Here is a 14924-nt window from a genome sequence, read left to right as displayed (position 1 = left end):
ATTCCATACATTCAACGGCGGGAACACAGGAAAAATAAAAGGGGGGATAAAATCCCCCCTTTTTGCTTAACTGTTTGTGTCGATTGGCGAATTATTCGCCAGATGCCTGCTGCGCTTCCGGCTTGCCGTAGATCAGCAGCGGCTTGCTCTGACCTTCGATCACCGACTCGTCAATCACCACTTTTTCGACATCTTCCATGGACGGCAGATCGTACATGGTGTCGAGTAGAGCGGCTTCAACGATCGAACGCAGACCACGGGCGCCGGTTTTACGCGCCATCGCTTTCTTGGCGATCGCATCCAGCGCTTCATCACGGAATTCCAGCTCAGCGCCTTCGAGGCCAAACAGCGCCTGATACTGCTTAGTCAGGGCGTTTTTCGGCTCTTTCAGGATCTGAATCAGCGCTTCTTCACTCAGTTCATTCAGCGTCGCGACAACCGGCAGACGGCCGATAAACTCCGGGATCAGACCAAACTTGATCAGATCTTCCGGCTCGACCTGCGCCAGCAGTTCGCCTTCGCTGGCTTTATCGGATTTCGCTTTTACCGTCGCGCCAAAACCAATGCCGGAGCCGGTTTCAACACGGTGGGAAATCACTTTATCCAGACCAGCGAAAGCGCCGCCGCAGATAAACAGAATCTTGGAGGTATCAACCTGCAAGAACTCCTGTTGCGGATGTTTGCGCCCGCCCTGTGGCGGAACAGCGGCTACAGTACCTTCGATAAGCTTCAACAGCGCCTGCTGAACGCCTTCGCCGGACACGTCGCGGGTAATCGACGGATTATCCGATTTACGGGAAATTTTGTCGATCTCATCGATGTACACGATGCCGCGCTGCGCTTTCTGCACATCGTAATCGCATTTCTGCAGCAGCTTCTGGATGATGTTTTCCACGTCTTCGCCCACGTAACCCGCTTCGGTCAGGGTGGTGGCATCGGCCATGGTAAACGGAACATCCAACAGACGCGCCAGCGTTTCCGCCAACAGCGTTTTACCGGAACCGGTCGGCCCGATCAGCAGAATGTTGCTTTTACCCAGTTCTACGCCATTGCTGGTGTCGCCGTTGCGCAGACGTTTGTAGTGATTGTATACCGCCACTGCCAGCACTTTTTTCGCCTGTTCCTGGCCGATAACATAATCGTCCAGATGGTGGCGAATTTCGTGCGGCGTCGGCAGCGCGCTGCGCTCGCGGTGCGGAGCGACTTCTTTAATCTCTTCGCGAATGATGTCGTTACATAAATCAACGCATTCGTCGCAGATATACACGGATGGCCCGGCGATCAGCTTACGCACTTCATGCTGGCTTTTGCCGCAAAAAGAGCAGTACAACAGTTTGCCCGAACCATCTTTGCGTTTATCTGTCATGAGTCCAAACCTCTTCTTAAGTTCTTTGTGCCGCAGATGACGACGCAAATGCCATTCTCAGGCGCAAGTCGCGATCACGCGTTGTGCCGCCCAGTTGTTAAAACAAGTATAGCGGCACCCTTACGCCACGGGCATCAATTACGATGGGTCAAGATGGAATCGACCAGGCCGTATTCCACCGCTTCCGACGCCGACAGGAAGCGGTCACGCTCGGTATCGCGCTCGATCTGCTCAAGGGATTGACCCGTATGATGCGCCATCAGTTCATTCATACGCCCTTTCACTTTCAGAATTTCACGGGCGTGGATTTCGATATCCGTCGCCTGACCCTGATAGCCGCCCAGCGGCTGGTGAATCATCACGCGGGAGTTCGGCAGACAGAAACGCTTGCCTTTCGCCCCGGCGGTCAGCAGGAAGGCGCCCATTGAAGCCGCCTGCCCCATACAGATAGTGCTGACATCCGGCTTGATGAACTGCATGGTGTCGTAAATTGACATCCCGGCGGTGATCACGCCGCCCGGAGAGTTAATGTACAGGTAAATATCTTTTTCTGGATTTTCCGCTTCCAGAAACAGCATCTGCGCCACGATCAGATTAGCCATGTGGTCTTCCACCTGGCCGGTCAGGAAAATAACGCGTTCCTTGAGCAGACGGGAATAGATATCAAAAGAACGTTCACCGCGTGAGGTCTGTTCAATGACCATCGGCACCAGGGCCATATGGGGTGCAAAGTTATCTCGTTCGCCACTGTATGACATTTCCGTCTCCTGGATTAATTTTGAAAAAACCTGCTGCACTGATTGTAACCTTATGGACGGATTATCAGCCAGAGTTTCTATCCGCAGGGCACTGATACGTTGACCTGGTCATTATTCCTGACGCTGCGGATGCAGATACGTCACCCGGTTATGGGGATGGCGCAGCCATAATTCAAGCATAACAACCTTTTGGAGTAACGCTATCACTGAAAATGTGTTTTAGCACTCATCCTAAGCCTATCATTGCAATAAAAAAAACCCGCCGCCTTTCGGCAACGGGCTTTTGCGCGAACTTTAAACAGCCGGGCTAAATTACGCCTGCTGGTTCATCAGTTCGTTGAAGGAAGTGGCTTTTTCAGACACTTTAGCTTTCGCCAGCACGGCTTCAACAGCCTGCTCTTCCAGCGCCACGTTGCGCATGTTGTCCATCAGCTCTTTGTTCTTGCTGTAGAACTCAACCACTTCTGACGGATCTTCGTACGCGGAAGCCATCTCTTCGATCAGGCCTTTCACGCGCTCTTCGTCAGCTTTCAGCTCGTTGGTGCGAATCACTTCGCCCAGCAGCAGGCCAACAACTACGCGACGTTTAGCCTGCTCTTCGAACAGTTCGCGAGGCAGTTCCAGAGCCTGTTTCTCGTTACCGCCGAAACGCTGAGCAGCCTGACGACGCAGTACGTCGATTTCACTGTCGATCAGAGCAGCCGGAACGTCGATGTCGTTCGCTTTCACCAGGCCTTCGATAGCCTGAGATTTAACGCGGTTACGCACGGCGCCTTTCAGCTCGCGTTCCATGTTTTTACGCACTTCCGCACGCAGACCTTCAACGGAACCATCTTCAACGCCGAAACGCTTGATGAATTCAGCAGTCAGTTCCGGCAGCTCGCGTTCTTCAACTTTCTTCAGGTTGATAACGAACTTAGCGGCTTTACCTTTCAGGTTTTCAGCGTGGTACTCTTCCGGGAAGGTCACGTCGATGGTGAACTCTTCGCCAGCTTTGTGGCCTTTGATACCGTCTTCGAAGCCCGGGATCATACGACCCTGACCCATCGCCAGTACGAAGTCAGACGCTTTACCGCCTTCGAACTCTTCGCCATCTACGGAACCAGTGAAGTCGATGGTAACGCGATCTTCAGCGTCAACGGCGCCTTCTTTCTCTTTCCAGTTCGCCTGCTGTTTGCGCAGGGTGTCCAGCATGCCGTCAACGTCAGCATCGGTGACTTCAACAACCGGTTTTTCAACTTCGATTGCGTCCAGACCTTTCAGTTCAACTTCCGGATACACTTCGAACTCTACCGCGTAGGTGAAGTCTTCGCCCAGCTTGTATTCGCCCGGAACGTAGTTCGGCGCGCCGGCCGGATTAATTTTCTCTTTGATGATTGCGTCAACGAAATGACGGCTCATCAGGTCGCCCAGCACGTCCTGGCGAACGGAAGCGCCATAACGCTGAGCAACAACATTCATCGGCACTTTGCCTTTACGGAAGCCGTCAATGCGAACTTTTTTCGCTACGTTGACCAGCTCGCTTTTGACAGCATTCTCGATGCTGTCAGCGGCGATAGTAATCGTTACACGGCGCCCAAGGCCCTGAGTGGTTTCAACTGAAACTTGCATCTTGTTACCTCAAAAAAATCACAGTGCTCGGTCAACTCTGGAAGCGCGTGTAGGTGGCTTCGCAGAACCGGGATGCCCTCTTCAAATCAGAAACACATTCCCTGTCGTCAGAATCATCCCGAAGACATTCATATATAAGACGCGGCATTATAGCGGCATCACTTTTGTGAGTCGAGAACGGTTGTCACCCACTGCTGCGGCGTTTTTCACATTTCCCGCTCAAATTTGTCTGCAAAAGCGCGAACTTTGCGCATTTTCCAGGCAAAAGAAAACGGCCCGCAGGCCGTTTTTGCTAAATCTTCACGCAACATACTGGAAAAGCGCCAGCGGTTGCAAATGTGATTTTTACGCGATGCTTCCTGCTCCGCGGCATGGCGGAGAGGCAAAGACGGTATCCTGTAGACCTTCCCACTCTTTAATCGTGTAAGTATGCAGCGCCAGGGCGTGCACGGTGCTTGACAGCTCCTCGGTCAACGTACCGTAAATCATACGATGACGATTAAGGAAACGTTCGCCGGTGAAGCGGTCGCTCACCAACACCACTTTAAAATGACTTTCAGAGCCCGCAGGGACGTTGTGCCGATAGCTTTCATCCACGACTTCCAGATACATCGGGTCGAACGCTGCTCTAAGTTTTGCTTCGATCTGCTCACGTATCATCATGAATTTTCTCCTCCGACAACGCTGAGATGCCGCCTTTCCCTTTAAATGTTAGCCGCTTTTACCGCTTCCATTGGCAGAAAACAACAAAAAATTAGCATTCCTCTGATATTTTCACGCAAAAGTATCAGGTTTACTGATGATGAATGCTAAATCTCCCGGCCAAATCGCCACCGGAAATGGGACGAGGTCATAAAACGCACAACACGATGATTTTCCACTCGTAGCCACTTCCCCTCACCGTTGGCGATGTTATGATGGCGGGAATTTTCCTTAAACACCCTAACTACTTCGAGTTGCAGAAAAAAGCGCCCGCGATTCCCCGTAGCGCCTGAAACCTGAATTATGACGGGTATAACAACACCGTGCGTTGAGACCCTGAACATGCTGAAGAAAATTCTATTCCCGCTGGTCGCGATGTTTGTACTCGCTGGATGCGCCACTCCGCCGACGACCATTGAAGTATCGCCGAAAATCACCCTGCCGCAGCAGGATCCGAGCCTGATGGGCGTTACCGTCAGCATCAATGGCGCAGACCAGCGTACCGATCAGGCGCTGGCGAAAGTCACCCGTAACAACCAGTTGGTTACGCTGACCGCCTCTCGCGATCTGCGCTTCCTGCTGCAGGAAGTGCTTGAGAAGCAAATGACGTCGCGCGGCTACATGATTGGCCCGAACGGCGCCGTCGACCTGCAGATCATTGTTAACAAACTGTATGCTGACGTCTCGCAGGGCAACGTGCGTTACAACATCGCCACTAAAGCGGATATCGCCATCGTCGCCACCGCCGCTAACGGCAACAAGATGACTAAGAACTATCGCGCCAGCTATTCCGTTGAGGGCGCTTTCCAGGCTTCCAACGAGAACATTGCTAACGCGGTTAATAGCGTGCTGACCGATACCATCGCCGACATGGCGCAGGACACCAGCATTCACGACTTCATCAAACAAAACGCTCGTTAATAAAATAGCAGGCCCGGTTCACTCCGGGCCTGCTCTATATGCCATGTCCAATCACTACTTGCGTATTTTTCAGCAACCCAAATCAGCTATTTTGCTGATTCTCGGCTTTGCTTCTGGTTTACCTCTCGCACTGACTTCCGGCACGCTGCAAGCGTGGATGACCGTTGAAAATATCGATTTAAAAACTATCGGCTTCTTTTCTCTCGTCGGTCAGGCCTACGTATTTAAATTTTTGTGGTCGCCATTAATGGACCGCTACACGCCGCCGTTTTTAGGCCGCCGCCGCGGCTGGCTGCTGACGACTCAGCTTGCGCTGCTTATCGCCATCGCCGCGATGGGCTTTCTTGAACCCGCAACGCAGTTGCGCTGGATGGCGGCGTTGGCTGTAGTTATCGCTTTTTGCTCCGCGTCGCAGGATATCGTCTTTGATGCCTGGAAAACCGATGTCCTCCCGGCGGAAGAACGCGGCGCCGGTGCGGCCATAAGCGTACTCGGCTATCGTCTGGGAATGCTGGTGTCCGGAGGGTTAGCGCTCTGGTTGGCCGACCGTTGGCTGGGCTGGCAAGGAATGTACTGGCTGATGGCCGCGCTGCTTATTCCGTGTATTATCGCCACGCTGCTAGCGCCGGAGCCCAGCGACGTCATTCCGGTACCTAAATCTCTTGAGCAGGCCGTCGCCGCGCCGCTGCGCGACTTCTTCGGCCGCAACAACGCCTGGCTTATCCTGCTGTTAATTGTCCTTTATAAGCTCGGCGATGCCTTCGCCATGAGCCTGACCACCACTTTCCTTATCCGCGGCGTCGGTTTTGATGCCGGTGAAGTCGGAATGGTGAATAAAACGTTGGGCCTGTTCGCCACCATTGTCGGCGCACTCTACGGCGGCGTACTGATGCAGCGCCTGACGCTATTCCGCGCCCTGCTGATCTTTGGCTTGCTGCAAGGGGCCTCCAACGCCGGATACTGGATCCTCTCAGTCACCGATAAACACCTTTATTCGATGGCGGCGGCGGTATTTTTTGAAAACCTGTGCGGCGGGATGGGTACCGCGGCGTTTGTCGCCCTGTTAATGACGCTGTGTAACAAGTCGTTTTCCGCCACTCAGTTCGCGCTGTTGTCGGCGTTGTCGGCGGTTGGTCGCGTTTATGTTGGGCCGATTGCCGGCTGGTTTGTCGAAGCGAACGGCTGGCCGACGTTTTATCTTTTCTCCGTCGTTGCCGCCGTGCCGGGGATTTTGCTCCTGCTTCTGTGTCGGCGTACGCTGGAATATACCCAACGAACGGAAAGCTTCTTGCCGCGTACGCAATACCCGCAGATTTACGCCCTGGCGCTGGTTATCCTGGCGGTAGGTTGTTTGATGCTGGCGATATGGCTGCTGCTGCTGGCGATGAACGCGCTGGATTACACTTCTTTCTCCTTCCTGCCTGCCCTGCTGGAAGTCGCCGCGCTGACCGCTATCGGTGGTATTTTGCTCGGCGCGGTTCTGGACTATATGGCGCTACGCAAAACGCAGCTGATTTAATTTTCGCCAAACCGTTAATAGCCGTTTTAATTACCCGAGGTAATTATAACGGCTTATTAGCGATTTTATTTTCCTTGGGAGCTGATTTGTTGTTTTGTGCGTTTTAGATTTCTGGAAATTATTGACAATTTTTACGCGATTCTTTAATTAATTTAACCGATTCAGCAGCGTTACTTTATTTTAACGTTTTCTTTATGTCTTTTATTTGATAATTAATTGTTAATTATTTGTGTTATTTTAACCATGTTTATACCCGTACACCCATAAGCATTCCCTTTCTTATCCCTTTCGTTATAGATCCAGCGTAAATCAGGCTTTGCAAGCAATTACGTCACATTCCGTAACATATGTGACAATCCAAGCAGAACCCGCTAACACAGAACTGACACAGATCCAATCGTGTTTACAGTAATGCAACCTTACCGTAAAATGCCCGTACACTTTAAACGCCACCAGATCCCGTGGAATTGAGGTCGTTCAATGAGACTCAGGAAATACAATAAAAGTTTGGGATGGATGTCATTAATCGCAGGTACTGTATTACTCAGTGGTTGTGATTCTGCGCTCCTTGACCCAAAAGGACAGATTGGACTGGAGCAACGCTCTTTGATTCTGACGGCATTCGGCCTGATGATGATTGTCGTTATTCCCGCCGTCTTAATGGCAGTAGGATTTGCCTGGAAGTATCGCGCGAGCAATAAAGATGCGAAGTATAGCCCGAACTGGTCACACTCCAACAAAGTTGAAGCTGTGGTCTGGACGGTTCCTATTCTGATCATCTTGTTCCTGGCCGTTCTGACCTGGAAAACCACTCACGCTCTGGAGCCAAGCAAACCGCTTGTCCACGACGAGAAAGCAATCACCATCGAAGTTGTATCGATGGACTGGAAATGGTTCTTTATTTACCCGGAACAGGGTATCGCTACCGTCAACGAAATCGCCTTCCCGGCGAACGTACCGGTACACTTTAAAGTCACTTCCAACTCCGTGATGAACTCGTTCTTTATTCCGCGCTTAGGTAGCCAGATTTATGCGATGGCCGGGATGCAGACTCAGCTGCACCTCATCGCTGATGAAGCAGGCACTTATGACGGTATCTCCGCAAGCTATAGTGGCCCGGGCTTCTCTGGTATGAAGTTCAAGGCTATCGCCACCCCGGATCGTGCAACCTTCGATCAGTGGGTAGCAAAAGCGAAACAGTCCCCGAACTCCATGGACTCCATGGCTGCATTCGACAAAGTGGCTGTGCCTAGCGAAAACAACAAAGTGGAATACTTCTCTAACGTGAAACCGGATTTGTTCAAAGATGTTGTTAACAAATTCATGTCTCACGAGAGCATGAACATGTCTAAACCTGAAGGCGAGCACGCTGCGCACGAAGGGATGGAAGGCATGGACATGAGCCACGCGGAAACCGCTCACTAAGGGGCCGAGGAAGAAAACGATGTTCGGAAAACTTACACTGGATGCAGTGCCCTACCACGAACCTATTATCGTGGTAACGGTTGCTGCAATCATCGTCGGGGGACTGGCGATACTGGCAGCGATCACTTACTTCGGTAAGTGGTCCTACCTATGGAACGAGTGGCTGACGTCCGTCGACCACAAACGTCTCGGTATCATGTACGTTATCGTGGCAATCGTCATGCTGCTGCGTGGCTTTGCTGACGCCGTTATGATGCGTAGCCAGCAGGTGCTGGCCTCAGCCGGGGAAGCAGGATTCCTGCCACCTCATCACTACGATCAGATCTTTACCGCCCACGGCGTTATCATGATCTTCTTCGTGGCAATGCCATTCGTTATCGGCCTGATGAACCTGGTGGTTCCGCTTCAGCTCGGCGCGCGTGACGTTGCGTTCCCGTTCCTCAACAACCTGAGCTTCTGGTTCACGGTTGTGGGCGTGATTCTGGTTAACCTGTCTCTGGGCGTCGGTGAGTTCGCACAGACCGGTTGGCTGGCGTATCCGCCGCTTTCGGGAATTGAGTACAGTCCTGGCGTAGGGGTCGATTACTGGATTTGGGCGCTGCAGCTCTCCGGTATCGGTACTACCCTGACCGGTATCAACTTCTTTGTGACCATTATCAAGATGCGTGCCCCTGGCATGACCATGTTCAAGATGCCGGTATTCTCATGGGCATCTTTGTGCGCCAACATCCTGATTATCGCCTCCTTCCCAATTCTGACCGTCACCGTCGCGCTGCTGACCCTGGACCGCTACCTGGGCACCCATTTCTTTACCAACGATATGGGTGGCAACATGATGATGTACATCAACCTGATTTGGGCCTGGGGTCACCCGGAAGTGTACATTCTGGTTCTGCCGGTATTCGGGGTCTTCTCCGAAGTCGCAGCGACCTTCTCGCGTAAACGTCTGTTTGGTTACACCTCGCTGGTGTGGGCAACCGTCTGTATTACCGTTCTGTCGTTCATCGTTTGGCTGCACCACTTCTTCACCATGGGTGCCGGCGCGAACGTAAACGCCTTCTTCGGTATTACCACTATGATTATCGCAATCCCGACCGGGGTTAAGATCTTCAACTGGCTGTTCACCATGTACCAGGGCCGCATCGTCTTCAACTCGGCGATGATGTGGACTATCGGCTTCATCGTTACCTTCTCCGTTGGTGGGATGACCGGTGTTCTGCTGGCGGTACCGGGTGCGGACTTCGTACTGCACAACAGTCTGTTCCTGATTGCGCACTTCCATAACGTCATCATCGGCGGCGTGGTATTCGGTTGCTTCGCAGGCCTGACCTACTGGTGGCCGAAAGCCTTTGGTTTCACCCTGAACGAAACCTGGGGTAAACGCGCATTCTGGTTCTGGATCATCGGCTTCTTCGTCGCATTTATGCCGCTGTACGTGCTGGGCTTCATGGGCATGACCCGTCGTCTGAGCCAGGACATCGATCCGCAGTTCCACTCCATGCTGGTGGTTGCAGCATGCGGCGCGGCGCTGATTGCTTGCGGTATCCTGTGCCAGCTGATCCAGTTCTACGTTTCTATCCGCGATCGCGATCAGAACCGTGACCTGACTGGTGACCCATGGGGCGGTCGTACTCTGGAGTGGGCAACCTCTTCTCCACCGCCGTTCTATAACTTCGCTGTCGTTCCTAACGTTCACGAACGTGACGCATTCTGGGAAATGAAAGAAAAAGGCGAAGCGTACAAGCAACCTACGCATTATGAAGAAATTCATATGCCGAAAAACAGCGGCGCGGGCATCATCATTGCTGCATTCGCAACGGTGTTTGGCTTCGCGATGATCTGGCATATCTGGTGGATGGCGATTGTTGGTTTCGCCGGCATCGTAGTGACCTGGATTATCAAGAGCTTTGACGAGGACGTGGATTACTACGTACCGGTTGCAGAAGTCGAAAAACTGGAAAATCAGCATTTCGATGAGATTAACAAAGCAGGGCTGAAAAATGGCAACTGATACTCTTGCGCACAATGCCCACGCGCATGAACACGGGCACCATGATACAGGACCGATGAAAGTCTTCGGTTTCTGGATCTACCTGATGAGCGACTGCATTATCTTCGCTACGCTGTTCGCAACCTATGCCGTTCTGGTGAACGGCACGGCTGGCGGCCCGGCGGGTAAAGATATCTTTGAACTGCCGTTCGTTCTGGTTGAAACCGCACTGCTGTTATTCAGCTCCATCACCTATGGCATGGCGGCTATCGCCATGTACAAGAACAACAAGAGCCAGGTCGTTTCCTGGCTCGCCCTGACCTTCCTCTTCGGTGCAGGGTTCGTTGGGATGGAAATCTATGAATTCCATCACCTGATTGTTGAAGGTATGGGTCCGGACCGTAGCGGCTTCCTGTCAGCGTTCTTCGCGCTGGTTGGTACCCACGGTCTGCACGTCACCTCTGGTCTGCTGTGGATGGCGGTATTGATGGTTCAGGTATCCCGTCGCGGCCTGACCAGCACTAACCGTACCCGTATTATGTGCCTGAGCCTGTTCTGGCACTTCCTGGACGTGGTGTGGATCTGCGTGTTCTCTGTTGTTTATCTGATGGGGGCGATGTAATGAGTCATTCTACCGATCATAGCGGCGCTTCTCACGGCAGCGTGAAGAGCTACATGACAGGGTTCATCCTGTCGATCATTCTGACGGCAATCCCGTTTGCAATGGTTATGAGTGGCTCTGCCTCGCATGCAGCGATTCTGGGAACCATCCTGGTCACGGCTGTAGTGCAGATTCTGGTGCACCTGGTGTACTTCCTGCACATGAACAGTAAATCTGACGAAGGTTGGAACCTGACCGCGTTTATCTTCACCGTAATCATCATTGCTATCGTTGTTGTCGGCTCCATCTGGATTATGTGGAACCTCAACTACAACATGATGATGCACTAAGAGCGGCGAGTATGTTTAAGCAATACCTGCAAGTAACGAAACCAGGCATCATTTTTGGCAACCTGATCTCCGTGATCGGCGGTTTCCTGCTGGCCTCCAAAGGCCACATCGACTATCCGCTGTTCGTCTGGACGCTCCTCGGAGTATCCCTGGTGGTCGCCTCGGGTTGTGTTTTCAACAACTACATCGACCGTGATATCGATCGTAAGATGGAACGGACGAAAAACCGGGTGCTGGTCAAAGGGCTGATCTCGCCAGAATCATCGCTGGTATACGCCACCTTGCTGGGTATTGCTGGCTTCATGCTGCTGTGGTTCGGCGCTAACCCGCTGGCCTGCTGGCTTGGCGTGATGGGGTTTGTGGTTTATGTCGGCATCTATAGCCTGTATATGAAACGCCACTCTGTCTACGGCACGCTGATTGGCTCACTCTCCGGCGCTGCGCCGCCGGTGATTGGCTACTGCGCAGTTACCGGTGATTTTGACAGCGGCGCGGCGATTCTGCTGGCGATCTTTAGCCTGTGGCAGATGCCTCACTCTTACGCCATCGCGATCTTCCGTTTCAAGGATTATCAGGCGGCGAATATTCCGGTTCTGCCGGTAGTGAAAGGCATCTCAGTCGCGAAAAACCATATCACGCTGTACATCGTGGCCTTTGCCGTGGCAACGCTGATGCTTTCTCTGGGGGGGTACGCCGGATATAAATATCTGGTCGTAGCGGCCGCGGTAAGCGTCTGGTGGCTTGGTATGGCGCTGCGCGGATACAAAGTGGCGGATGATAAAGTCTGGGCACGTAAGCTGTTCGTCTTTTCCATCGTCGCTATCACCGCGCTGTCAGTCATGATGTCTGTCGACTTCATGGTGCCGGATTCACATAATCTGCTGGCTTACGTCAGATAAGATTACGCTAAATGTGAAATGAAAAGAGCCTCCGCTAGCCGGGGGCTTTTTTTTATACGCCAACATAGGATTACTTCATTCATACCGCCCTCCCCTCACTCTTGCACTTCATTTTCTTCATTCATTAAATAGTTAAAAATTGAGAAAAAATTGAGCATCGCTAACAGTCAGCCATCTCGCGCCATTAGCGGAGATAGTGCTAGCCTTGTGCAGTAGGCAAACGCCTACGGAAAACATGGATTTAACAGCAAGGAATAACAATGAAAGAACTAACATTCAACGAAATGGAATCTGTCTCAGGTGGTTTTAACCTGGTGAGCGCTGCAACTGGCTTCGCTAGCTTTGTCGCTAATTCTGCGGCTGGGTTTACCTCATTTGCGCTGACTTCCGGTCTGGCTTTTGCCTCTTTCGTTGGCGATAGCGCGATTGAGTTTGGCAAGTTCCTCCTTGGTCAGGCAAACTGGGAAAGCGTCGTTAGCACAGGTCAAGAGAACTGGGCAAACTTCGTTTCTACCGCTGGTAACAGCTGGAACACATTCGTGAACAACGCCGCTACCGACTGGAATAGCTTCCTGGAGCAGGCCGCTTCCTAATCGGAGCTATATTAAGGGCAGATTTTTCACGCTGCCCTTTCTGTTGTTTTACATTATTTATTCAGCTCTTCACCATTTTATCGTCTGGTTCTCATCCCTTCTTCTATTACGCAACACAGTCGTAATATCTGCTAAACAAACATTTATTTACGCGTCCTTATCCCCCCACTACACTAGTCACAGTTTTTATATTGAGGTGGTAATGAACGATAACAAAATGACGCCAGGAGAACTGCGCGCAACCTGGGGTTTAGGGACCGTGTTTTCACTGCGCATGCTCGGCATGTTTATGGTCCTGCCCGTTTTGACCACATATGGCATGGCGCTGCAGGGGGCTAGCGAAGCGCTGATTGGTTTGGCTATAGGCATTTACGGGCTCGCCCAGGCCGTCTTCCAGATCCCGTTTGGCCTCCTGTCTGACCGCATCGGCCGTAAACCGTTAATTATTGGTGGTTTGCTGATATTTGTTATCGGCAGCATCATCGCCGCGCTGACCGATTCCATCTGGGGCATTATTCTTGGCCGCGCCCTACAGGGTTCAGGCGCTATCGCCGCCGCCGTCATGGCACTGCTTTCCGATTTAACCCGCGAACAGAACCGTACCAAAGCGATGGCCTTCATTGGCGTCAGCTTTGGCGTGACCTTTGCCATCGCTATGGTGCTCGGCCCTATTGTCACTCACCAGTTGGGGCTGCACGCCCTCTTCTGGATGATCGCTATTCTGGCCAGCCTCGGTATTTTGCTGACTCTGTGGGTAGTACCAAATAGCCACAATCATGTACTGAACCGTGAATCTGGCATGGTAAAGGGCTGTTTCAGCAAAGTGCTTGCTGAGCCTAAACTCCTCAAGCTGAACTTCGGCATTATGTGTCTGCACATCATGCTAATGTCGACTTTTGTTGCGCTGCCAGGACAACTGGAGGCCGCAGGTTTCCCGGCCGCCGAGCACTGGAAAATTTATCTGGTAACCATGGTCATTTCCTTTGTCGCCGTGGTGCCATTCATCATCTATGCGGAAGTGAAGCGCAAGATGAAACGGGTGTTCCTGCTTTGCGTCGCTCTGCTTCTGATAGCGGAAATCGTGCTCTGGGGAGCTGGTGGCTATTTCTGGGAGTTAGTTGCAGGGGTGCAACTGTTCTTTCTCGCCTTCAATCTACTGGAAGCGTTATTGCCTTCGTTAATCAGCAAGGAATCACCGGCAGGCTACAAAGGCACAGCAATGGGGATTTATTCTACCAGTCAGTTTATCGGCGTGGCCATCGGTGGCGCCTTGGGCGGCTGGGTAGACGGATTCTTTGACTCGCAGACCGTGTTTTTACTCGGTGCGCTACTGGCGATGTTGTGGCTACTGGTGGCCAGCACCATGAGTGAACCGCCTTATGTCAGCAGTTTACGTGTTGAGATCCCGGACGATGTAGTCATTGATGATGAGCTACAGCGCCGTCTGTTGTCGAAACCTGGCGTTGAACAGGTCATGATTGTCGCTGAAGAACGTTCAGCCTATATAAAGATCGATAGCAAAGTGACCAACCGCTTCGAGGTTGAACAGACCATCATCGCAACTTCATAATAGACCTGAATTGCTGAGCTCTAAACAATAAGTTGCACGCTCGCACACACAGAAGATACTCTCGGGTATCTTCTGTTATCAAATATGAAGTAGCTAAATAATACCCATCACTTATCTAAGTGTCGTTTGTGAATTTTAATTCACATTAAAACTAATAGATCATTTAAATATTCACTATTATATAAAAAAACCTCTGATTAGTATATTGCCCGGTGTGTATAAGCACATCACTAACTATTCATTAATCTAGGATGGAATTAAAAATGAAAGAATTAACAGCAAACGAAATGGAATATATCTCAGGTGCTGGTATTATCGACCTGCCTTGTGCTTTGGTTGATTTCACGATTCAATCAGCACTGGGCCTGGTAGCAGCAGGTATTAATGCTGGTATGGTTCTGACCTCCTCCGCTCTGGAAACCACTATTGATCTAATTTCCAATATTCTTGGCGGTTCGCCATCTAGCCTGGGAAGCATTCTAACCGATCATATCAACTCCCTGCTGTATGCAGAATCTGGGGTTTGGTCAAATTTCGTTTATAATGCTGCGACTGATTGGGGCGGCGTTGTTGATGCCCTGCAAAGCTAAATAGAATAAGGCCAGTCAGCATTCTGACT

General features: G+C 51.6%; 14 protein-coding genes. 10 read left to right on the top strand and 4 right to left on the bottom strand.

What is annotated here, in order from left to right; all coding sequences use genetic code 11:
- Nucleotides 1-91: 91 nt before the first annotated feature.
- The 4 genes from clpX to bolA all read right to left on the bottom strand — a co-directional run bounded on the left by clpX (nucleotide 92) and on the right by bolA (nucleotide 4398).
- Nucleotides 92-1366, bottom strand: coding sequence for an ATP-dependent protease ATP-binding subunit ClpX (clpX, locus tag ABLU78_RS09090; protein WP_015704591.1), 1275 nt, complete (start codon nucleotides 1364-1366; stop codon nucleotides 92-94).
- Nucleotides 1367-1500: 134 nt separating this feature from the next.
- On the bottom strand, nucleotides 1501-2124 hold the full coding sequence (gene clpP, locus ABLU78_RS09085) for an ATP-dependent Clp endopeptidase proteolytic subunit ClpP (protein WP_003021624.1): 624 nt from the start codon (nucleotides 2122-2124) through the stop codon (nucleotides 1501-1503).
- Between the two features lie 312 nt (nucleotides 2125-2436).
- Complete coding sequence (gene tig, locus ABLU78_RS09080) at nucleotides 2437-3735, bottom strand: trigger factor (protein WP_015367952.1); 1299 nt, start codon at nucleotides 3733-3735, stop codon at nucleotides 2437-2439.
- Nucleotides 3736-4080: 345 nt separating this feature from the next.
- On the bottom strand, nucleotides 4081-4398 hold the full coding sequence (gene bolA / locus ABLU78_RS09075) for a transcriptional regulator BolA (RefSeq protein WP_015367954.1): 318 nt from the start codon (nucleotides 4396-4398) through the stop codon (nucleotides 4081-4083).
- 381 nt (nucleotides 4399-4779) lie between these two features.
- On the opposite strand from bolA, the gene ABLU78_RS09070 reads away from it, so the two are divergent.
- The 10 genes from ABLU78_RS09070 (at nucleotide 4780) to ABLU78_RS09025 (ending at nucleotide 14895) form a co-directional block, all read left to right on the top strand.
- A complete protein-coding gene (locus ABLU78_RS09070; protein WP_032705501.1) occupies nucleotides 4780-5358 on the top strand; it encodes a lipoprotein in 579 nt (192 codons plus the stop codon).
- Nucleotides 5359-5401: 43 nt separating this feature from the next.
- Entirely contained in the window at nucleotides 5402-6877 is a 1476-nt protein-coding gene (ampG, locus tag ABLU78_RS09065; protein ID WP_047040711.1) for a muropeptide MFS transporter AmpG, read from the top strand.
- Nucleotides 6878-7357: 480 nt separating this feature from the next.
- Nucleotides 7358-8302, top strand: a complete 945-nt coding sequence (cyoA, locus tag ABLU78_RS09060) for a cytochrome o ubiquinol oxidase subunit II (RefSeq protein ID WP_015704588.1) — start codon at nucleotides 7358-7360, stop codon at nucleotides 8300-8302.
- Nucleotides 8303-8321: 19 nt separating this feature from the next.
- Nucleotides 8322-10313 carry a cytochrome o ubiquinol oxidase subunit I gene (cyoB, locus tag ABLU78_RS09055; RefSeq protein WP_032712741.1) on the top strand — a complete coding sequence of 664 codons (1992 nt, stop codon included), beginning with the start codon at nucleotides 8322-8324 and terminating at the stop codon, nucleotides 10311-10313.
- Entirely contained in the window at nucleotides 10303-10914 is a 612-nt protein-coding gene (locus ABLU78_RS09050) for a cytochrome o ubiquinol oxidase subunit III (protein ID WP_015704586.1), read from the top strand. Before cyoB ends, ABLU78_RS09050 begins: the two co-directional genes overlap by 11 nt.
- A complete protein-coding gene (locus ABLU78_RS09045; RefSeq protein ID WP_015704585.1) occupies nucleotides 10914-11243 on the top strand; it encodes a cytochrome o ubiquinol oxidase subunit IV in 330 nt (109 codons plus the stop codon). The genes ABLU78_RS09050 and ABLU78_RS09045 overlap by 1 nt, the downstream gene beginning before the upstream one ends.
- Nucleotides 11244-11254: 11 nt before the next feature.
- Entirely contained in the window at nucleotides 11255-12142 is an 888-nt protein-coding gene (gene cyoE / locus ABLU78_RS09040) for a heme o synthase (RefSeq protein ID WP_015367961.1), read from the top strand.
- A gap of 260 nt (nucleotides 12143-12402) precedes the next feature.
- The gene (locus tag ABLU78_RS09035) at nucleotides 12403-12735 is read left to right on the top strand and encodes a hypothetical protein (RefSeq protein ID WP_015367962.1); all 333 of its coding nucleotides are present in this window, start codon (nucleotides 12403-12405) and stop codon (nucleotides 12733-12735) included.
- Between the two features lie 43 nt (nucleotides 12736-12778).
- The gene (locus ABLU78_RS09030) at nucleotides 12779-14305 is read left to right on the top strand and encodes an MFS transporter (protein WP_207117313.1); all 1527 of its coding nucleotides are present in this window, start codon (nucleotides 12779-12781) and stop codon (nucleotides 14303-14305) included.
- A 263-nt stretch (nucleotides 14306-14568) separates the two neighbouring features.
- The gene (locus ABLU78_RS09025) at nucleotides 14569-14895 is read left to right on the top strand and encodes a hypothetical protein (protein ID WP_032712738.1); all 327 of its coding nucleotides are present in this window, start codon (nucleotides 14569-14571) and stop codon (nucleotides 14893-14895) included.
- The last annotated feature ends 29 nt before the right edge of the window (nucleotides 14896-14924 follow it).

The sequence above is a fragment of the Klebsiella sp. JN_Kp122 genome (assembly GCF_040062085.1).
Lineage (GTDB): Bacteria > Pseudomonadota > Gammaproteobacteria > Enterobacterales > Enterobacteriaceae > Klebsiella > Klebsiella aerogenes.
Note: the sequence above shows the minus strand (reverse complement) of the source record. Positions and strands in the feature narration are given on the sequence as shown.